The 20,960-nt window shown below is 45.5% G+C and carries 18 protein-coding genes and 2 pseudogenes; 14 read left to right on the forward strand and 6 right to left on the reverse strand.

The window, feature by feature from the left end:
- Nucleotides 1-10: 10 nt before the first annotated feature.
- The 6 genes from RH949_RS21860 (at nucleotide 11) to RH949_RS21885 (ending at nucleotide 6,486) form a co-directional block, all read left to right on the forward strand.
- Nucleotides 11-847 carry a sulfurtransferase gene (locus RH949_RS21860; protein ID WP_006101534.1) on the forward strand — a complete coding sequence of 279 codons (837 nt, stop codon included), beginning with the start codon at nucleotides 11-13 and terminating at the stop codon, nucleotides 845-847.
- A gap of 549 nt (nucleotides 848-1,396) precedes the next feature.
- On the forward strand, nucleotides 1,397-1,915 hold the full coding sequence (locus tag RH949_RS21865) for a LabA-like NYN domain-containing protein (protein WP_006101490.1): 519 nt from the start codon (nucleotides 1,397-1,399) through the stop codon (nucleotides 1,913-1,915).
- Between the two features lie 70 nt (nucleotides 1,916-1,985).
- Complete coding sequence (locus RH949_RS21870; RefSeq protein ID WP_446356105.1) at nucleotides 1,986-3,605, forward strand: 2-isopropylmalate synthase; 1,620 nt, start codon at nucleotides 1,986-1,988, stop codon at nucleotides 3,603-3,605.
- A 155-nt stretch (nucleotides 3,606-3,760) separates the two neighbouring features.
- Entirely contained in the window at nucleotides 3,761-4,396 is a 636-nt protein-coding gene (locus tag RH949_RS21875) for a Uma2 family endonuclease (protein ID WP_446356107.1), read from the forward strand.
- Between the two features lie 164 nt (nucleotides 4,397-4,560).
- Nucleotides 4,561-5,412 (forward strand): hypothetical protein, encoded by an 852-nt coding sequence (locus tag RH949_RS21880; protein ID WP_446356109.1) that lies wholly within the window; start codon nucleotides 4,561-4,563, stop codon nucleotides 5,410-5,412.
- Nucleotides 5,413-5,685: 273 nt separating this feature from the next.
- A complete protein-coding gene (locus tag RH949_RS21885) occupies nucleotides 5,686-6,486 on the forward strand; it encodes a class I SAM-dependent methyltransferase (protein ID WP_446356111.1) in 801 nt (266 codons plus the stop codon).
- 239 nt (nucleotides 6,487-6,725) lie between these two features.
- Here the strand turns inward: RH949_RS21885 and RH949_RS21890 are convergent, their stop codons facing one another.
- On the reverse strand, nucleotides 6,726-7,988 hold the full coding sequence (locus RH949_RS21890; RefSeq protein ID WP_006101396.1) for an RNA-guided endonuclease InsQ/TnpB family protein: 1,263 nt from the start codon (nucleotides 7,986-7,988) through the stop codon (nucleotides 6,726-6,728).
- 171 nt (nucleotides 7,989-8,159) lie between these two features.
- Here RH949_RS21890 and RH949_RS21895 point away from each other — a divergent pair, with 171 nt between their 5' ends.
- From RH949_RS21895 to RH949_RS21910, 4 genes and pseudogenes are all read left to right on the forward strand, one after another.
- Nucleotides 8,160-8,972, forward strand: coding sequence for a carbon-nitrogen hydrolase family protein (locus RH949_RS21895; protein ID WP_446356113.1), 813 nt, complete (start codon nucleotides 8,160-8,162; stop codon nucleotides 8,970-8,972).
- A 105-nt stretch (nucleotides 8,973-9,077) separates the two neighbouring features.
- Complete coding sequence (locus RH949_RS21900) at nucleotides 9,078-9,782, forward strand: pentapeptide repeat-containing protein (protein WP_006101331.1); 705 nt, start codon at nucleotides 9,078-9,080, stop codon at nucleotides 9,780-9,782.
- A 91-nt stretch (nucleotides 9,783-9,873) separates the two neighbouring features.
- Nucleotides 9,874-10,614 (forward strand): pentapeptide repeat-containing protein, encoded by a 741-nt coding sequence (locus RH949_RS21905; protein ID WP_006101410.1) that lies wholly within the window; start codon nucleotides 9,874-9,876, stop codon nucleotides 10,612-10,614.
- A gap of 85 nt (nucleotides 10,615-10,699) precedes the next feature.
- A pseudogene (locus RH949_RS21910) lies at nucleotides 10,700-10,870 on the forward strand (AAA family ATPase); the annotation flags it as partial.
- A 104-nt stretch (nucleotides 10,871-10,974) separates the two neighbouring features.
- Here the strand turns inward: RH949_RS21910 and RH949_RS21915 are convergent.
- The 4 genes from RH949_RS21915 to RH949_RS21930 all read right to left on the reverse strand — a co-directional run bounded on the left by RH949_RS21915 (nucleotide 10,975) and on the right by RH949_RS21930 (nucleotide 16,462).
- Nucleotides 10,975-13,029 carry a SpoIIE family protein phosphatase gene (locus tag RH949_RS21915; RefSeq protein WP_446356116.1) on the reverse strand — a complete coding sequence of 685 codons (2,055 nt, stop codon included), beginning with the start codon at nucleotides 13,027-13,029 and terminating at the stop codon, nucleotides 10,975-10,977.
- 138 nt (nucleotides 13,030-13,167) lie between these two features.
- Nucleotides 13,168-14,271 carry a TRAP transporter substrate-binding protein gene (locus tag RH949_RS21920; protein ID WP_446356118.1) on the reverse strand — a complete coding sequence of 368 codons (1,104 nt, stop codon included), beginning with the start codon at nucleotides 14,269-14,271 and terminating at the stop codon, nucleotides 13,168-13,170.
- Between the two features lie 84 nt (nucleotides 14,272-14,355).
- Nucleotides 14,356-15,405: a DUF1611 domain-containing protein gene (locus tag RH949_RS21925; RefSeq protein WP_446356120.1), complete on the reverse strand. Its 1,050-nt coding sequence runs from the start codon at nucleotides 15,403-15,405 to the stop codon at nucleotides 14,356-14,358.
- Nucleotides 15,389-16,462: a dipeptide epimerase gene (locus RH949_RS21930; protein ID WP_006101344.1), complete on the reverse strand. Its 1,074-nt coding sequence runs from the start codon at nucleotides 16,460-16,462 to the stop codon at nucleotides 15,389-15,391. The genes RH949_RS21925 and RH949_RS21930 overlap by 17 nt, the downstream gene beginning before the upstream one ends.
- A 357-nt stretch (nucleotides 16,463-16,819) precedes the next feature.
- Between RH949_RS21930 and RH949_RS21935 the strand changes: the two are divergent.
- Nucleotides 16,820-17,014 (forward strand): annotated as a pseudogene (locus RH949_RS21935) (AAA family ATPase); the annotation flags it as partial.
- A 271-nt stretch (nucleotides 17,015-17,285) separates the two neighbouring features.
- On the opposite strand, the gene RH949_RS21940 reads toward RH949_RS21935, so the two are convergent.
- Nucleotides 17,286-17,627: a histidine triad nucleotide-binding protein gene (locus RH949_RS21940; RefSeq protein ID WP_006101479.1), complete on the reverse strand. Its 342-nt coding sequence runs from the start codon at nucleotides 17,625-17,627 to the stop codon at nucleotides 17,286-17,288.
- A 192-nt stretch (nucleotides 17,628-17,819) separates the two neighbouring features.
- Between RH949_RS21940 and ebsA the strand changes: the two genes are divergently transcribed.
- From ebsA to RH949_RS21955, 3 genes are all read left to right on the forward strand, one after another.
- On the forward strand, nucleotides 17,820-18,191 hold the full coding sequence (gene ebsA, locus RH949_RS21945; protein WP_006101324.1) for a type IV pilus biogenesis protein EbsA: 372 nt from the start codon (nucleotides 17,820-17,822) through the stop codon (nucleotides 18,189-18,191).
- A gap of 38 nt (nucleotides 18,192-18,229) precedes the next feature.
- Nucleotides 18,230-19,321 carry a phosphotransacetylase family protein gene (locus RH949_RS21950; RefSeq protein WP_044207520.1) on the forward strand — a complete coding sequence of 364 codons (1,092 nt, stop codon included), beginning with the start codon at nucleotides 18,230-18,232 and terminating at the stop codon, nucleotides 19,319-19,321.
- Between the two features lie 132 nt (nucleotides 19,322-19,453).
- The gene (locus tag RH949_RS21955; protein WP_446356123.1) at nucleotides 19,454-20,839 is read left to right on the forward strand and encodes a P-loop NTPase fold protein; all 1,386 of its coding nucleotides are present in this window, start codon (nucleotides 19,454-19,456) and stop codon (nucleotides 20,837-20,839) included.
- Nucleotides 20,840-20,960: the final 121 nt, after the last annotated feature.

Genomic DNA, 20,960 nt, shown 5'->3' on the forward strand with positions numbered 1-20,960 from the left:
TTTTTATCTAATGACTGATCATCCTTTTATTATTTCAACCCAATTTCTAAAAGAACACCTCGATGATCCGCAAGTGGTTGTCATTGATTGCCGTTTTGCCCTTGCTGATCCGCAACAGGGATATAAAGAGTATCAGACGAGTCACATCCCAGGAGCGTATTACTTGGATTTGAACCAAGATCTGTCTGCCCCTGTGGAACGTCATGGCGGGCGTCATCCCTTACCTGATCCCAACCGAATTGCCGAAAAACTTGCTGCGATTGGGGTCAGATTCGGTGAAACCTTAGTCGTGGCTTATGATGATTCCCGTTTTGCGTTTGCGGCGCGTCTGTGGTGGTTACTGCGTTACCTGGGACACGATCGCGTTGCGGTACTGGATGGTGGCTGGGGCGCATGGCAATCTCAAGGGTATCCAGTAACCGATGCGATACTGGAACCTCAACCGGGGCAGTTTATGCCGCAAGTGCGCTCTGACTGGGTGGTTGATATCAACGGGGTCAAAACTCGGAAAGATTTACCTGAAGTGGCTTTGGTTGATTCACGGGCACGCGATCGCTATTTAGGAGAGCATGAACCGATTGACCCCGTTGCGGGTCATATTCCTGGGGCGATGAATTACCCTTGGCAAGAGGTGACTAATGCTCAAGGTTATCTCCACTCCCCTGATCAGCAAAAACAGCGATGGCAGGATATCCAAGATAAATCAGACATCATTGTTTATTGTGGCTCTGGAGTCACCGCCTGCGTGAATCTCTTATCTCTGGAATTAGCCGGAACAGGAAGGGGTAAGCTTTATGCTGGAAGTTGGAGCGACTGGTGTTCTTACTTAGCAGAAACCTCTGTTTGAGGTTTACTTTAACGCAACAGAGGTAGGTTAGGTTTCGACTTCGCTCAACCTAATGGAATCTAGTAGCTCAGGTTCAGGCGTGACTTTCCTGATACCCCACGGTAGAATTATGCTTATATCAGTATATTCATAAAAAACCATGTAATATTATCACACTTGTTGACTTAAATGCAAGCAAACTTGCTATTACTGGCGATTCATCCTCAACTAACTCTGATCGGGTATAGTTGGGGGTGAATCGCCGAATTCGATAAAGTACATCTACAGCGAATGGGTTGGTGTTATTCTCAACCCTGAGAATAGCTTGAAGATAGCCCCCTGTCTACGTCCTATCGAGTTGCTAAGGTTTTCTAAAGCAGAGAGAAATCTAGTGACATGAGTTTCTTTGCCAGGAGATTGAACTTGGAGGTGAGAGAGTAAGACAATTTAGATGGCGCTAAAACGCTTAGGAATTACGCCGATAGACTAACTATCAGCCAATATTTAGATTAAAATTGCTAAAATAAGAAGTTCACTTAAATTTCCCAAAACTATTAGGTCTGAGTTTATATGCCTTGCTCGATGAACCGTATTTCTATTTTTGTTGATGGGAATAATATGTTCTATGCTCAACAAAAAAATGGCTGGTTCTTTGATCCAAAGCGGGTCTTAGAATATTTTAGAAAAGAACCCCATATTGTTCTGGTTAATGCATTTTGGTATACCGGATTAAAAGATCCTCAAGATCAGCGCGGATTTAGAGATGCCTTAATTAGCCTAGGTTACACCGTCCGAACTAAAATTTTAAAAGAGTATTATGATGATAGTTCGGGTCGCTACTCCCAAAAAGCTAATCTTGATATAGAAATTGTTGTTGATATGTTTAATACTGTAGAACAGTATGACCGAGTTATTCTGTTTAGTGGAGATGGTGATTTTGAACGGGCAATCGAGTTGCTGCGTTCAAAAAATACTCACATTACAGTCGTATCAACGGAAGGAATGATTGCTAGAGAATTAAGAAATGCTACAGATCGGTATATCGACTTAAATGATATACGTGATTATATCGAGAAAACGGATTCTTGATTAATCACACAAACTAGCCCTTATGATTTAACTCATTGAAGATTAACGAGTTCTGACTGGAGACAATCAAATGAACACACAACCCAATCGAATTATTATTTTTGATACCACGCTGCGCGATGGCGAACAGTGTCCTGGAGCCACATTAAATGTAGAGGAGAAACTAACGATCGCACGACAACTGGCACGACTCGGTGTGGATGTGATTGAAGCCGGGTTCCCCTATGCCAGTGTCGGTGACTTTGACGCGGTGCAAAAGATTGCCCAAACCGTTGGTGTGGAGTCGGGACCAACAATTTGTGGGTTAGCCAGAGCCACTCGTCAGGATATCGAAGCCGCCGCCAAAGCCCTCAAACCCGCTGCCCATGGGCGAATTCATACATTTATTGCCACATCCGATATTCATCTAAAATATAAACTGAAAAAGACTCGACAAGACGTATTGGCGATCGCCGAGGAAATGGTGGCGTATGCCAAATCCTTTGTCGAGGATGTGGAGTTTTCCCCCGAAGACGCAGGGCGTTCTGATCCAGAGTTTCTCTACGAAGTGCTAGAACGTGCGATCGCGGCGGGGGCGACAACGGTGAATATTCCCGATACCGTAGGCTACACCACCCCCACTGAGTTTGGCGGATTGATTCGCGGGATTAAAGAAAATGTCCCCAATATTGACCAAGCGATTATCTCCGTTCATGGTCACAATGACCTAGGATTAGCCGTTGCCAACTTCCTGGAAGCCGTGAAAAATGGGGCGCGACAGTTAGAATGTACAATTAACGGCATTGGCGAACGGGCAGGAAATGCCGCATTAGAAGAACTCGTCATGGCATTACACGTCCGGCGACAATTTTACAACCCCTATTTTGGACGTCCTCCGGAGTCAGAGGAATCCTTAACCAATATTGACACGCGCCAGATTTACAAAACCTCGCGGTTAGTCTCAAATTTAACCGGAATGTTAGTACAACCGAATAAGGCAATTGTCGGCGCAAACGCCTTTGCCCACGAATCGGGTATTCACCAAGATGGCGTCCTCAAAAATAAGCTGACTTACGAAATCATGGATGCCAAGTTAATCGGTTTAACTGATAATAAGATTGTCTTGGGTAAGCATTCTGGGCGCAACGCCTTCCGCAGCCGCCTGAAGGAATTGGGGTTTGATCTGTCTGAGACGGAGTTGAATAAGGCATTTGTCCGCTTTAAAGAAGTGGCAGATAAGAAAAAAGACGTATCCGATTGGGATTTAGAGGCACTGGTTAACGACGAAATCAGCCAAGTTCCCGAACTGTTCCATTTGGAATTAGTTCAGGTATCCTGTGGGGATCATGCTCGTCCTACGGCTACTGTAACCTTACGCACCCCAGAAGGTGAAGAATTGATGGATGCGGCGATTGGTACCGGTCCAGTGGATGCGGTGTATAAAGCGATTAACCGGGTGGTGAATGTTCCGAATGAACTGATTGAATATTCGGTGCAGTCAGTGACAGCCGGGATTGACGCCCTAGGGGAAGTCACAATTCGGCTACGTTATAACAGTCGCGTCTTTTCCGGTCATGCTGCCAATACCGATATTATTGTGGCATCAGCCCAAGCTTATGTGAATGCCCTGAACCGACTCTATGGTTGGTTACAGGGGCAACGTCAACAAGAGAGCGATCGCGAAACCGATAAAGCGGTAGCCTCAGTTTAATCCTCCTTGCCAGATCCCCGACTTCTTGAAGAAGTCGGGGATCTAATTTATAATCCAGTCCGCGTAGGCGGACTTTGTTTGTGTAGCAGCGATTTTAATCGCCGTGGCTTCAGTGGATTTGATATCATCAATTGCATCAATTGGAGCAAAATAGCTTGAGTGTCACTATTCCCATTCGCGCCATTAAACTAACTCCAGGTAGCACCATTCAGATTTCTGACGTATCTTGGCAAGACTTTGAACAAATTCTGACTGAATTAGGTGAACACCGAAACACCCGCATCGCCTACTACCAAAGCATTCTCTCAATCATGTCCCCGTTAGCCATTCATGAACGTCCCCATCGCATCATTGCCGATATTGTTAAAACGATTCTAGATAGCCAAGAGCGGGATTGGGAAGACTTTGGTTCAACAACCTTCAAACGTCCAGTTATTGCTGGTGTTGAACCCGATACCTGTCTCTATATCCAGAACGCCAACCGTGTCGAAGGTTGCACGGCTATGGATTTAGACATTTACCCACCCCCAGATCTGGCTATTGAGTGTGATGTTACCTCAAAAACTACCCTTGACGCCTACGCCGCTTTAGGAGTTCCAGAAGTTTGGATTTATCGTCATCACCAGCTTAGGATATATATTTTCCGCAATGGCGACTATAGTCTTTCCCCAGAAACAGCAATCTTTCCTGATATGTCAATTACCGAACTAATTCCCCCATTGGTACAACAAGCCATTGAACAAGGAACCAGTCGGATGTTGCGGGAATTGAGACAAAAACTGCGTCGATGAAATTAAATATATAGCAACCGCCATAGCGGTTAGGACACATCATTTATGTAGAGACGCGCCATGGCGCGTCTCTACAATGGTGCCGAAAGTCCTAATCGATGTGTCTACTGCTATAAAAAATAATAAACTCAGATCTTGCAGCCGCGATCGCGATAATTCCAGCCATGTCTCCATTCTCTGTTGTATCAGGATACCGTTCCCAGGCTGAAGACACCAGTGTAGAAACCGATAGGTTGACATTCCACTTACTCCGACAACGGACACCGGGCGATCGGTTGAAAATGGCAGCCTCGCTGACAAAGAGCGCCCGTAAGCTGTCGTTGTGTTCTCTAAGCCAACAATTTGCACATCTTTCCCCAACCCAGTTCGCCCAAAAAATTGCCAGAGCGTGGTTACAAGATCATTGCCCTGCTAATTACATTCCCACCGTCAAGTCACAAATGTGGATTCAGGATTCGGTACAGTTAGCGGTTAAACTTCATCCCATTTTTACCACATTGTCCATTCCCTATTACATCACGGGTGGGATAGCAGCAATTGCTTACGGTGAACCCCGGACAACACAGGATTTAGATTTGGTAATCGGGATTTCTCCAACTGATATTGATCGCCTTACCGACGCCCTCAGCGAGTGTGGTTTTTATGTTCCCGGTGTTGATGATGTGAAATTGGGTCGGATGAAAACCCTACAAATTACCGATATGGAGAGCATTAGCCGTGCTGATTTGCTGATAACTGGAACAGAGGAATTTGATCGCCTAAAGTTTGAGCGCCGACGGGTGATTGAGTTTGAAGACACGATGCTCTATTTTGCTTCTCCTGAAGATGTTATTTTAAGTAAACTGCGATGGAGGCAGGGTTCAGGTTCGGACAAGCAATGGCGTGATGTCTTGGCAGTTCTCAAGGTGCAAGGAGAACAACTTGATTTTGATTATTTATGGGAGTGGGCTGAAAAGCTTGGTTTGACACTTGACCTAGACCGAGCTTTTACCGAAGCTGGCTTGTTTGGTTTTTGATCTTCAGTGGTTCCTTGATTTTTGTCTTTCTTTTTAGGGCGCGATCGCACGTTTATTTTTAACCCTTAATTGCTGTAAAATGCGAGTATTTCCAGAAACCGGGTTTCTCATGAGGACAACAACGAAATCGGCATTTTAAACAAAGAAACCCGGTTTCTTGATCGATGCCCTAGAGTTTTCCGGTGAGGGTAAATAGTTTATCATAAATAGCGCAAATTCTTGTACAATTGCTATTAACTCCCTAACCGTCTCCGTACAACCCTTACCCACAAGATGATTGACGAAACTCTCAGCAAAGAACGCCAGTTTCATGATACCTGGGCAGCCGCCATTGATGTCGATGGCATTCGCGTGGCTGATTATTTTGAAGCCTGTACCGCCCCAGAAAACCGCTTTATTCTGCAACAACTGGGCGATATTCGCGGCAAACGTCTCTTAGATTTAGGCTGTGGTGCGGGTGAAAATAGTGTTTATTTTGCCCAAAAAGGAGCGAATTGTGTCGCCGCCGACTATTCACCCGGCATGGTAGAGGTGGCGCTAAAATTAGCGGCGGCTAACGGCGTTAACGTTGAAGGACATACAGCGAATGCTATGGCGCTGGATTTTGCCGACAATACGTTTGATATTGTTTATGCCTCCAATTTATTGCACCATATTCCTGATCCCAAAATCGCCCTAAAGGAAATGCACCGTGTTCTCAAACCCGGAGGAAAAGCCTGTTTTTGGGACCCCCTGAAGCATAATCCTGTGATTAATGTCTATCGGCGTATAGCAACTGAGGTGCGTACCGATGATGAAATGCCCTTGGATATTAATATTACCAAAGTGGTTAAGTCTCTTTTTTCGCAAGTAAGCTATGATACATTTTGGCTGGCAAGCCTTTGGATTTTCTTGCGCTTCTATTTAATTGAAAAGGTTGATCCCAATAAGGAACGTTACTGGAAAAAGATTATTATCGAATATGAACGATTAAATCCGACGTATCGGCGGCTGGAGACAATTGATCAGAGTCTAAAAAAGATTCCTTTGATGAAACGGTTGGCGTGGAATATCGCTGTTGTCGCGACGAAGTAATTCCTGAAAAAAATACATTCAGAATACAGATGACAAAAGGGAATGAGTAAGGTAGCCAAATCATTATATTTTGGGTATCCTTCTGAAGAAAGAATTAATCTAAATTAGCTGTGACAAAAAGGCAAGGGATGCACCGAACCCGACCCAATACCCGCTCTCCGAGACGCGATCGCTTCGGGTGCATCTAGGATTGATATGGCTGCCAACGGCGTTGCCTGGTATAGGTGAACTACTCCGGCTTACTTCGTAGAAGCCGGAGCTTCTGACTTCATTGGGGAATGCCGCAGCTTAGACTTGCGCCCAAGCTTTGGTCTTACTTCCCCTCCTATGCGCTTCGCGCAGGCTACGCCAACAGCAGCAGTCCCAGTCCCTGAGACCGATAAATGTTGCTGAGCCTGTCGAAGCATTCTGATGCCTTCCGCTCTGATATTTGCTGAAGCATTACCATCTCTATCATGATGAGTGCCGCAGTTAGGACAAGTCCAAGTCCTGACCTCTAAGGGCATCTCGTTTACCTGATAGTGGCAGCTTGAACAGAGTTTAGAACTAGGGAACCATCGGTCAATCTCTACCAGTACCTTACCCTCTTTTTCGAGCTTGTAAGATAAAAAGTTGACAAACATTCCCCAGCCTACATCAGAAATTGCTTTAGCTAGTTTGTGGTTCCGAACCATGCCCTTAGTATTTAGACTTTCGACTACAATGACTTGGTTATCGTCAACTAGCTTTCTAGACAGCTTGTGTAAGTAGTCTTGACGGACATTACTAACTCGTTCGTGAACCATAGCTACCCGTTTTCTGGCTTTATTTCGTGACTTGCTTCCTTTCTCCTTTCTGTCTAATTTCCGTTGCTTCCGCTTGAGGTTACGCTCATGTTTGGCTAAATGTTTGGGATTAGCGTATTTAGAGGTTTTGCACCCATCATTGACGATGGCAAAATCCTTTAACCCTAAATCAATTCCAGCGACTTTACCATCGGTGTTAGTCGGTGGGTTATTCCCTTCTAACTCCATCAAGATAGAAGCAAAATACTTACCCGATGGGGTCATACTGACAGTTACTGTTTTGATAGTTCCTTCAATTGGTCGGTGTATTTTAGCTTTGACTACGCCAACACGACCCGGAAATTTAAGGCAATCATCAACAACCTTAACTGATTGGGGATACTGAATGGACTGCTTATTCTTTTTAGCCTTGAACCTTGGGTATTTGGCTCTACCCTCGAAAAAGTTTCGATAAGCAGTTACTAGGTTGAGCGTAGTAGCCTGTAATACCTGAGAATAGCACTCAGATAACCATTCAGTCCTCTCTTGTTTTTTGAGCTTGGGTAAGAAAGCATTCAATGCTGATTGACTCAAGCCTTTACCCGTTAGCTGGTAGGTTTCAATGCACAGATTGAGTGCATGATTCCACCACCAACGGCTACAACCAAAGTGTTGAGCTAATATCACCTGTTGTTCAGTTGTCGGGTACAGCCTGACTTTGATGGCTTGATGTCGCATTGCTTATCAGCTTTTCTTACTATTATATACTGTTTTCAGTAAATGTATTAGGAGAATTGGGAAATTTCGTTCCTCAATTTCGGAGCTGTCCATCCCCGCCCTACTATTGTTGAGGGCGGGGATTTTCGCGGATCAGGTTAAACTATAAAATCATTTCTACTCTTGCTACCGATGAAGTCTTATCTTGCCGCTGCTGTGCAAATGACAAGCTTGCCTGACCTAGAGAAGAATCTGGTTGAGGCAGAAACATTGATTGAACTGGCGGTGCGCCAAGGCGCTGAGCTGATTACTTTACCAGAAAACTTCTCGTTCCTCGGTAAAGAAGAAGACAAAGTGGCGCAAGCTGACGCGATCGCCCTCCAGAGTGAAAAATTCCTCAAAACCATGGCACAGCGCTTCCAAATCACCCTGCTTGGGGGAGGATTTCCTGTGCCTGTAGACGATACAAAAGTTTACAACACCGCCTTGCTCCTCGATCCCAATGGCGTCGAACTGGTGCGTTATCAAAAAGTTCACTTATTCGATGTGAATGTTCCCGATGGCAATACCTATCAAGAATCGAGTACGGTGATGCCAGGGGATCAACTACCACCTGTTTGCCACTCCGAAACATTGGGTAACTTAGGACTATCGGTGTGCTATGATGTTCGCTTCCCTGAACTTTACCGTCATTTAGCCTATAAAGGGGCTGACATTTTGTTTGTTCCGGCTGCCTTTACCGCGTATACGGGAAAAGATCATTGGCAAGTCCTACTCCAAGCACGAGCCATTGAAAACACCTGTTACGTGATTGCACCCGCCCAAACGGGACGTCATTACGCCATGCGTAAAACCCACGGGCACGCCATGATTGTTGACCCTTGGGGGGTGATCTTAGCCGATGCTGGCGATCAACCGGGTGTCGCGATCGCAGAAATTAATCCGACTCGCCTTGAACAAGTTCGCCGCCAGATGCCATCCCTAGAACATCGGGTTTTCATCTGATTGGTCATTGGTCTTATGTTTTTTGGATGTGAAGTGACCAAACAGGATTAGACCACTGGTTCTGCCGTAATAATTTGTTAAGCCTAAATTTACAACATAAAACCTATGGATGCTACAGAAATTCGGTCGCGTTATGCCGCAGGTGAAAGAAATTTTCGCAGTGTCAATCTGATTGGTGCTGACCTAAACCAAGCTGACCTAAGTTATTCTGACTTGAGTGGTGCTAATCTAAGCGAAGCTAATTTGCAAGGTGCCAATCTAACGGGTGCAGATCTCATTTTTACCACCCTCAGTGATGCGGATTTGAATGGGGCTAACTTGAGTGAGGCAAACCTGATTGGCGCCAAGATGGGTGTTGCTAACCTGAGCGAGGCAAATCTGATCGGTGCCAACTTAATCAGTGCAGAACTCAGTGGTGCTAACCTCAAGAGCGCCAGCCTGAGTCGCGCTTATCTGAGTGATGCGAGTTTAATTAAAGTTAACTTGAGCGACGCTAACTTAAGCGGTGCTAATCTAAGTATTACCAATCTCATCGGAGCGGATCTCAGTGGTGCGAACCTAATTAGTGCTGATCTCAATGGGGCTAACTTGATTGAAGCCAATCTCAGTGGTGCCAATTTAAGTGAAGCCAAATTGTATCGAGCCAACCTAGCTCATGCCAAGCTTAATGGAGCATTATTGTGTCATGCCGATCTGCGCGACGCCAACTTAGCTAGCGCGGATTTGACCGATGCCAATCTAGATCAAGCTAAGCTAGAAGGAACCTTGATCAGTTTGACTGGAGATTCCCAAACCAGTTCCGTGAGTTAGGATTCCGGTATCCTCTGGTTCGTGCTAAAACTTAGCATTGGGAAAAGCTAGTTCAAGCTGAATTCCCAACAAACAAAACCTACCTACACCTATGGATGCAAACGAATTTCGGTCACGTTATGCAGCAGGAGAGCGAAGTTTCCAGAATGCTGACCTGCGTGATGCCGACTTGCGTGATGCTGACTTGCGCGATACTGACTTACGAGGGGCTGACCTCATGGGGGCTAACCTGCGTAATGCTGACCTCAGTGATGCTAACTTACGAGATGCCAAACTAATTGGAGCGGATCTCAGTAAAGCTGATCTAATTATTGCCACGCTCAGTAATGCGGATCTCAGAGATGCTAACCTCAAGGATGCGAATTTGATTGGCAGCAAGCTTGGCGTTGCCAACCTGCGGTATGCCAATCTCAGTGGCGCTAACTTAAGTGGGGCTGAACTAAGTTGTGCGGATATGAGTCATAGCAGCCTGATGATTGCTTACCTGAGTGGCGCTAACTTGATCAAAGCGAATTTGAGTAACGCGGATCTCACCGGCGCTAATCTCAGTATCACCAATATGATTGGAGTCAACCTCACAAATGCTAATCTGAGTGGGGTTAACTTGAGTGGGGCGAACCTCATTGAAGCTAATCTCACAGAAGCTAAACTGAATGGAGCCAATTTAGGTCGGTCTAATTTAGCTTATGCCAAGCTAACGGCGGCGATTCTCAAAGATGCTGATTTAAGCGACGCCAATTTAGCCGGGACGGACTTGACAAATGTAAAACTTGATAGCACCAAACTAGAAGGGACAATCCTAGAGGTCACATCTTTAAACTTAGTGGAATGAATTGGATAGTTCTCCCCCCGACGGTAGAGACGTAGCATACTACGTCTCTACCATAAGATGCGTCCTAACCGCTATGGCGATTGCTAATTTTACTGATTGTTTAGACAACGTGCTTTGTTTTTACTCAGAAAATAAAACGCATTTTTCAGTTAAATCTCTTTCTCAAGATATTCTAGAACCAAAACTTGAACAAGGATGGCAATTAGGTGATCTCTATCGGGTTGGCGATCCCAGTATTGGGGGATGGCCTTGGTAGTATGGGTTTTCGCTGGAGGTGGTGAATCTGAAGTGAGAGGATTAGTACACAGATCCCCGACTTCTACAAGAAGTCGGGGATCTAGCTGGGAGGGAGTATTTCCTTTATTGTTGCTTCAGCACTAGCAACGTAATATCATCAAACACTTTCTGCTGACCAATATGTCGCCGTACATCATCAATCACCGCCTGCTTAATCTCCTCCGCCGACTTTTGCCAATTTTGATGCACCACCTGACAAAGCTTTTCTATCCCATACTGAATCCGGTTTATGTTTTCGGCTTCGGTAATCCCATCCGTATAAAGGACAATCCCATCACCCGGATTGAGTGGTACGAGAGTATGATGAATAAATTCGGAAATTTCATACTCCAAACCAATGGGAAACCCTAAATTGATGGTGTCAATTCGCTCTATTTTGCCACCCTCTCGCACTACAATAGTTTCTTCATGTTGACCACTTACGCTGACTTTACCTTGCGCATAATTAAGAATCGCTAATGTCAAATTTTTGTCCGAGTTCATCCGTTGAACATTCTTATAAATAGTTCGGTTAAGCGTATCCAAAAATCTAACCGGATCAGTTTCGCGAATTTCTTTGAGCGTGCGGACACCCATTTGAGTCATCAGCATTAAAATACCACTTTCGAGTCCGTGTCCGGTAACATCACCGATACCAATAGTGACAACACCGTCGCTGTAGAGTACATCATAATAATCACCTCCTACTTCATCGGCGGGTTCCATAAATCCAGCAATATCGAGTCCTTCAATACAGTTTAGTTCCTCTGTTTTGGGTAGGATTAGATGTTGCATTTGACGGACAATATCCAGTTGAGCGCTCATGCGGAGATTTTCAGTTTTCAGCTTCTGATTGAGCGCCTGAATCTCTTGATTCGCTGTTGCGAGTTGGGCGGTGCGTTCGGTGACTTTATCTTCTAAGGTGACAAAGGCGTGCTGAAGTTGTCCTGACATACAGTTAAATGAGTCAGCCAGTTCCCCCACTTCATCGGTTGAATTAACCGCCGCTTTAACACTCAAATCCCCATCTTGGAGGCGACGGGTTACGACTGTCAGTCGTTTAATCGGTTCAGCAATTTGTCGGCGTAACCAAAATGCCATAGCTATGGCAAGGATTAAGGCGAAAATTCCCCAAATTAGCGTTTGCAATTGCGCTTGATTGAGACTGTGATTGGCTTTTTTTAATTCCTGAGCTAGCATCAATTGCTGATCGGCAACAATTTGATCAAGCTGGTTCAACATGTCTTCAGCTAGCGGTTCGGCTTTGGTTTTCAGTAAGAATAATTCTTGGCGATAGCGGTCACTTTCAACAATTTCAAACATTCGTGGGGGTAAACGAAAGAATTCAGTACGTCTGTTGGCAATTTCATCAAAGCTGGTGCGCTGTTTAGCCGTCAAAAATTGTTGTTTTTTCACTAACTCTTGCCAAGCATTTTGGTTGGATTGAGCCAGAGCATTGTACTCAAAGCGAAAGGAAGGAGAACGAGTGACTAAGTAGCTTTGTAAGGCAGAGATGAGGAGAGCAAAACTACTTTGAAACTCAGCCATATCTCTGAGGAGAGCCGTGTTAGTAGCGGAAGGCGATCGCGTCTGTTGATCATCGAGCATTTCTTCTATCTCTCGCTGAATAATAATAATCGGTTTTTTCCCTTGGCTATCCAAAAGTTTTAAGGCGGGTTGATTTTCCAGCAAGTCATCTCGCAAGGCGATTAACTGATCGGGGAGTTGCGACCAAACCTGATACGTTTGTTTTAGTTTACCGACGCGATCGCGAATATCAGAGGCGGAGTGGTTCGCCAGCACCTCCATTTGGGCTAAATCGGCTTCAAACTTCTGTCTCGATCCTTGGTAGCGGTAGCGGTACTCCGGATCTCCCGTGGCTACATACGCTCGCACTTGGGACAACATTTTCAGCAAATTTGCCTGGGCTTGGGCGGAAGCTAGGGCGGTAGGAACTCGTGTATTCTGGGTTCGATTGATATTGACTTGAGCCTCTCGCCCCCCCAAATAATTTCGCCCAATCACCAGAAACGTCATCACCATTAAAATACCAAAGGCAATATTTAATTTTTGTCCAATTTTCTGATTACGCAGCTGAGCGGCTAGTTTCCGACGGTTAGCTTGAACTCGATCATTCAAAAATTTAGCTTTAAAAGCATTCAGCCTGGAATTCACGGTGTTAACCTCACCCCATGTAATCGGGTTGAACTGATACCGAGTTTAAAGTTTATAGTTTAGCACTTTTTACACGAATCAATCCCGACTGAATCATTGATTTTAGCTAAAATCTTTCAGAACAAACTGCTCCAAACTCAATTCATTGATTCGATTCCACTGATAAATCTTACTGCGAAACGCTTTCCATTTATCGTATACGTCTCTAAAAATTGCATCTTGACGAGCATTTTCTTCTAAAAGGTCAACACTCACTTGATACGCCGTTTGTAATATCTCTTGACTGTAGGATTTTAATTGGATTCCACCCTCAACTAAGCGTTTCAGTGCTTCCCCATTCGCTGCATCCAAGGCGGCTAACATCGTCAAACTCGTTTCCGTCGCCGCCGCTTGAAAAATTTGCTGATAAGCTTTCGGTAACGTTTGCCATTGCTGACGACTCACCAGAATATCTTCACTCGCGCCCGGTTCCCACCACCCTGGATAATAGTAATAGCGAGCAACACGGTGCAATCCTAGTTGCTGATCATCATGAGGATTTCGCCATTCGGCTGCCTCAATTCTACCGTCTTCCAGCGCCGTCAAAATTTCATCACCGCCTAACACAATCACCTGCGCCCCAAAACGGCTAAGAATTTGCGCTCCCCATCCAGGAATGCGAATTTTTAGTCCTTTAAAGTCAGCCGAACGATTTATTTCTTTGTTGAACCATCCGCCCATTTGGATACCCACAGCACCAGCAGGAAATGCGATAACGCCAAAGTCAGCATAGATCTGATGCATGATCTCTAAACCACCCCCATAATATAGCCAAGCATTCTGTTGATATGCCGTTAGTCCAAAGGGAACAGAAATGCTAAAGATTAAGGTGGAATTTTTTTCCAGATAGTAAAGAGCGGTTGTATGACCGCACTCAACCGTTCCCGCTTTAACCGCATCAAATACCTGTAATGGGGGAACAATTTCACCCGCCGGATAGGGAATAATCACAAACCGTCCATTCGTCGCCACCTTCACTCGTTGACAAAGTTCTTCAACCGCGCTAAAGGTAATATCACTTTTGAGCCAACTGGTTGCCATGCGCCATTGAATCGCGGGTTGAGTTGGTGTAGAAGCCTCAGGTTGAGGAGTACTTTGAGTTGAGGCTACTGTGGTGAATCCTGCTGTTCCTAGCACAGCATTTTTGCAGAAGTTTCGGCGCTTCATGGTTAGAATACCCATTGAGTTTAAATGGAATAGTACTGACTTAAGAAAAATAGCACGCCTCTAATCCATTCAATTGGTAAAATATCATAACATTTTCATTACAGCATCAACCAATAAATCAGCGCCAAACCGCACCACATCCGTACAAGGTAAAGCTGTCTCATCCTCAACCTGCGCGATCGCGTCTCGTGCTTCCCTTTCTGTCAAATGCCCGGTATTCAACGCAATGGCTACGACTGGCACCGATGCAAACGCCCCTCCCGCCCTAGCCACAGTTTCATAAAGGTGAATCACCTCCGGTAACGGTGGAATTATTACATCCTGACAATGGCGAATATGAGTTTGTCCAGCGCGATGAACTACGATTAACCCTGTCGGTTGTGTGCCACGAATTAAGGGTAAGGTGGCTGTAGAACCGGGATGAATCAGTGAACCCTGTCCTTCTATGATTAACAACTCATAATCTTTACCAAATTTCATCACCGTATGTTCAACCGCACCCGCCGCAAAATCAACCCGAATCGCATCTAAAGGAATACCATCTCCAGCAATCATTAACCCCGCTTGACCCGTTGCCAAAAACTTAGACTTGATTCCCTTTCGACAAGCGGCGCGATGGAACTCAATACTGGTAGACATTTTGCCCACACTCATATCCGTGCCAACGGTTAAAATACGTTGACAAGACAGCGATCTCGCTTGGGCTTTGCCAATCCCTAAATCCTGGGGTTCCTGACGGATATCCCAAATTTGTTGATGGGGTTGGAGTAATTTCTGTAACTCAGGATCAGATGCCATTGGCGTATGCAAGCCGTTATAAACAGAAAGTCCCGCCGCGATTCCCTGCTTAACTTCTTGCCACCAAACCTCTGGCAACCGTCCCCCCGATGGGGCAATTCCAATCGCTAAAACAGTCGGATTGTAGGCGAGGGCGGAACTGACTGAATCCACAATCGGCGCATTACAGTTAATTCTCGTTAAGTCCGATAACGACTCTCCCGCACAGTCTTTGTCAATCACCGCCACCACCGTTGCTTCCCCATACCGTAGCAGCGTTAATCCGGTTTTGCCGTGATCGCCGCGAATCCCTTCATGTAATAAAATAGCGACGCGCTGATCACTTGTCAGATACATGGCGTTGCACTCCCAATCCTGATAAATTATTCGGTATCAATCGTCCATCTTGCAGTGTCGCCCCGGTGAAGGGATCGTCGGCTAAATTTAAATGGCTGTCTAAATCTAGATAATCGGCGAACGAGGATAAATGAGAGGCGGCGGTATTGGCGAGGGTACTATCGGAATAGCAGCCATACATCACCTGTAATCCACAGGCTTTGGCAGTATGTACCATCCGCAATGCTTCCGTTAATCCACCGGATTTCATTAGTTTGATATTAATCCCGTGAACACAATCCGCCAGGGGAGGAATATCTTGACTGGTAAAGCAGCTTTCATCCACGAAAATAGGTAGAGGCGATCGCGAATACAGGTGAGGCAAATCCGCCTCTTGTCCGGCGGGAAGGGGTTGTTCGACGTATTTGACGCCCTGTTGGGCTAACCAGTCACACATTTTTACGGCGTCGTCTACACGCCAACCGCCATTCGCATCAACGGTTAGTTGGGCTTGGGGGGCGACATCTCGGATAGCTAATAGCATTTCGCGATCGGCTTCAATTCCGTCAGGGGAACCGAGTTTAATTTTAATCACACTGCCCCCCGTAATCGGTATCCAATCTCGCACTCGTTGTTTTGCGGCTTCAGGTGTACCAATTCCTACCGTGGCGGAAATTGGCACAATCCGGTGACGATTACATCCCGACAATTTCCATAAGGGAACACCTAGGTGTTTTCCTAACCAATCCTGTAATGCGATATCAATCGCCGCCCTAGCCGCCGATGGTACATCCGCATCTGCCAAGACTCGTTCAATTTTCTGGCGTTCCCAGGGGGTATAGGTTTCTAATGTCGGTATGACTAACTCCAGTGCATCCAACAACATCTGAGTCGTTTGGGGAGTTTTAGTTAAGGGATGGGATGGAGTCGCGATCGCAAAGGGAGAGGCTTCGCCCCAACCCTCTATCCCCTGATGTTCTAGCCGCACCCAGATATTGGTGCTTTGGGAGGTTGTGCCGCGACTAATGGTTAAGGGGAATCGCTTGTGAACAGTAAAGGGTTCTAAGCTAAGACGCATAATCCAAGGGTGGTTTGGGGAAAAGGAAAGCCATACTAGGTTATGGTACTGGAATTTCCTGATCTCAACCGGAAGCCGATGGGGTAACTGGCTTAACTCTTAGCTTGACAGCGCTTCAGGTAAATCTGTAGGGTGAGGAGAGTGAAGCGTAACGCACCACTCACCGTTAAAGACTTTAGTGGAATAGATTTTACGGTTAAATCGGGCGCAAGCCTTGCGCCCCTACAGGTTCTGAATGGAAGCGTTATCCATCAAATTCGGTGTGCTACGCCATTACACAAAACCTATTACAACGGGTGCAAGATATCAGTTGGACTTGGTACAATTGACCCATTATACTGTGTTGGTCTGTTGTTGATGCTTCACATTAAAAATCTTACTATCCATAAATTCCGGGGGCTGCGCGATTTGAATTTGCAGAACCTGGGACGGATTAATTTGCTTGTTGGCATTAACAACTCAGGCAAAACCAGTGTTTTAGAAGCCATTTCCACCTATTGCTGTCCGTTAGATCCACTGGAGTGGCTAAATACGGCAAGGCGGCGACATAAAAGTAGACTGCCCTGAACCAATTTCTAGCTTTAATCGAGACGCTTGAGTTTGGGTTTCGGAAATTGAGATCCTGACTCCTAATAAACACTTTCCAGGACAGAGGGTTGAGGAGAGGGCGACCCGAGTCTATTTAGTGGATTGGAGTTGTTAATTAGTGCAGGCGGGTCGCCCCTACACAAAGACTAACGGTTTTTCTCCCTTGTCTTCTTGTCACCTTGTCCCCCTTGTCTTGTCCCCACCCTAAAATAAAAAACCCACACCTGTCAGACACTTAACCGGGGGGCCAGTCCATCTGGCGTCCGCCTAAAATGTGTAAATGTAGATGATCCACGGTTTGACCACCATCAGCACCGTTGTTGATCACCACCCGATACCCTTGATTCAAACCCACTTGTTCAGCCACTCGCTTGGCGGTTAACAGCAGATGCCCCATGAGGGCGTGATCGTGGGACTCCGCCGCCGCTAGCTGGGGAATCGGTTTTTTGGGAATGAGCAGAATATGAATGGGGGCTTTGGGTGCAACATCCTTGAACGCTAGGACTAGATCATCCTCATACACAATGTCCGCCGGGATTTCCCGACGGATAATCTTGCTAAAGATTGTCTCACTCATGGCTAATCGCGGTTTTAGTCTAAATGCTTCATTAGAAAGTAGCATACAGGAACCAAAACCACCTAAGATCGAGATAGAGTAAACAATTTGGGAGAAACCTCTCTAATTCAACCGCATCGGTTTTCTATAATTTGTTAGCCTTCAACGAGAGTGCATGGCATTCTCAATATTGGAACAAGACGTTAGTCAGCTATGTCTATCGAGAAACTTCAGCCCGCTGAAAAAGCCGCCGTCGGTGTCTACATGCCTTATTATCAAGGCGCTAAACGCAATGCTCTCCCTCTAGCGATTAGTCTGTATCAACAGGGATCGTTAGAAGGAAATCGCCGTATTGAAGGCGGTGAGAGCATTCCCTTTGTGGCAACCTGGTTCGTCTCCAAGCTACCTTCGGAACCAACCCGCTGCCGATTACAGTTTGACGGCAATGCGGAACTGAGTTATGAGGTAACCTTGGCGAATTCTGAATTTATTAATTACTTAATCGAAGTGATTTTGAATTTCAAGCGTACCCGCTTGACCGATTTTTCCCAGACATTTTATCGCAAACTACTACGTGACGAGTAAACTCAAGTGGCATTTTGAACGGAGGAGCGAAATTAGGGGTGACAAAATCCGTGAATTATTTACTAATCGGATCAACGGAAGCATATAGTGGCAAGTCCGCCATCATTCTGGGCATCGCCCATCAGCTTAAAAGTAAAGGACTGGATATTGGTTATGGTAAGCTCTTAGGCTGTACTGAGTATGCGAATAAAGTGGATCGGGAAGGCGATGATGTGCAGTTTATTCCGTCTATCCTAGATCTACCAGAAAAACGGGTGCGATCGCCTCTACTCTATCTGGATGATCAGACGATGCAGAAACGCTTGCGGGGTGAGGATTCGACCAATTATCGTGCATCACTCAAGTCCTATCTCCAGCCGCCGATTGGTGATTTAATGATACTCGAAGGACCGAGTACCCTGTTTGAAGGGAATCTATTTGACCTCTCGTTACTGGATATTGCTCAGGAAGTAGAGGCTTCTATTATATTAGTCAGCCGTTTTCATTCGGTGCTACTGGTGGAAACGCTACTCTCTGCTAAACACCAACTCGGCGATCGCTTACGGGGAGTTGTGATTAATGCGATTCCGGCTGATCAACTGGAAATCGTCCAATCCACTGTCCAACCTTTTCTAGAGGCGCAAGGTATTCCCGTATTGGGGATGTTACCTCAAAACGATTTACTCCGCAGCGTTACGGTTCGAGAATTAATTCATCAACTCGATGCCCAAGTGCTTTGTCGTCCGGATCGGGTGGATTTATTGGTTCAAAGTTTGACCATTGGCGCGATGAATGTCAACTCTGCCCTAAAATATTTCCGCAAAGGCAAGCACATGGCAGTCGTCACCGGAGGCGATCGCACGGATATCCAAATGGCAGCACTGGAAACATCAACCCACTGTCTGATTCTAACAGGACATATACCACCCCAACCGTTAATTGTCAACCGGGCTGAAGAACTGGAAATTCCTATCTTATCAGTGGATCTCGATACCCTGACAACGGTGGAAATTATCGATCGCGCGTTTGGTCAAGTACGCCTGCGCGAATCCATTAAAGCCCAGTGCATCCAAGAGCTTATGGGAGAACATTTTGATAGTGAACGGTTGATGAATCTATTGGGTTTACAAGCGGCTGTTTCAACGCATTAAAACGTCATCATTTGTCATTTGTCCTTAGTTTTTAGTCATGAATCTGTCTACCTTGATACGGCAGATTTTTTGTTTGAATCTTGAATTTTAAATTGGCTGGATTAATGGTTACCCATCACTGAATAGAATCTCATGAGGTTAGATTTAGAACGATTTTTCGCGGCGTGTAATCCCAGCAAAACCCTAAACATGAAAAATGCTGAGGATCACAAGTATTATATCGAATTTGCTGGAGTGCGGGGTGGTAAGGCAATTGAAGCATTAAAGCGGACGATCGCACGGCTATCACCCAACGAACCCACCTGTCAATTATTCACCGGACATATTGGCTGTGGCAAGTCTACAGAGTTATTGCGGTTAAAGATGGAGTTGGAGGCGTTGGACTTTCATGTCGTCTATTTTCAAGCCACAGATGATTTAGATGTCGCGGATGTTGATATTACCGATATTCTACTCGCGATCGCCCGCCAAGTGAGTGCCAGTTTGGAATCGAGTCGGGTGACGCTACAGCCACGAGGGTTTAAGGCGTTTTTACAGAAAACTATTGATGTGCTACAGACACCGATAGAAGTAGGAGGGGAAGCCAAACTTCCAGGGATTGGTACAGTTAAAGCGAGTACCGAGGGCAACTTTGAAGTCTCTCTTCCCGATGAAATTGCCAAACTTACGATCAAAGCCAAAAATAGTCAGCAGATGCGTTCCAAACTCAGACAGCATTTGGAACCCCAAACCAGTCAAATTTTAGAGTATATTAATCAGGAAATCCTCGAAGTTGCTATTACACAACTCAAGCAACAGGGTCAAAAAGGATTAGTCGTCATTGTCGATAACTTAGATCGCATTCCCAACCAAGAAACGGCTGCATCCAGCAAACCACTTCCGGAATATATTTTTGTCGATCGCGGCGAACAATTAAGTCAACTCAATTGCCATTTGGTGTATACCCTTCCCCTATCGCTAATTTTCTCCAATTTACGAGAACCGTTAAAGAATCGTCTCGGAAATGGTCGTAGTCCGATTGTTTTATCCATGGTGCCAGTCTTCTCCCGCGATCGTCAAGATCATCCGGGAGGAATTGCGCTACTGCGACAGATGATTTTAGCCCGGGCGCTTCCAGAAGCGACAGCCGAGGAACGTTTAGCAAGTGTCACCAAAGTCTTTGATAGTCTTGACACATTAGACCGACTGTGCAAGATAAGTGGCGGTCATGTACGAAGTTTGTTGGGGATGCTTTATGCCTGTCTCCAGGAGCAAGATCCGCCGATTTCTCGCCCGATTTTAGAAATGGTAATTCGCCAAGAACGGGATAGTTTATTGTTGGCAATTGATAATCATGAATGGGAGTTATTGTTTCAAGTGGTGCGGGAACAAAAGGTTAAAGGTGATCATGAATATCAAACATTACTGCAAAGCTTATTTGTATTTGAGTATCAAGATGAACAAGGGAGTTGGTTTGGCTTGAATCCATTATTATTTGAGACACAAAAATATCAGGACTGGGTGCGGCAGAATGAGTAAATAGAAGATCAGGGTTGTAGGGGCAGGTTTTACCGATAAAATATAGGAGAAAACCCCTAAATTAACTAAACCAGCCCTGCTTGGGGTACAAAGGAGACAAAGAAAAACATTTCAACTTGAC

Source organism: Coleofasciculus sp. A1-SPW-01, assembly GCF_040217205.1.
Classification (GTDB): Bacteria; Cyanobacteriota; Cyanobacteriia; order Cyanobacteriales; family Coleofasciculaceae; genus Coleofasciculus; species Coleofasciculus chthonoplastes_A.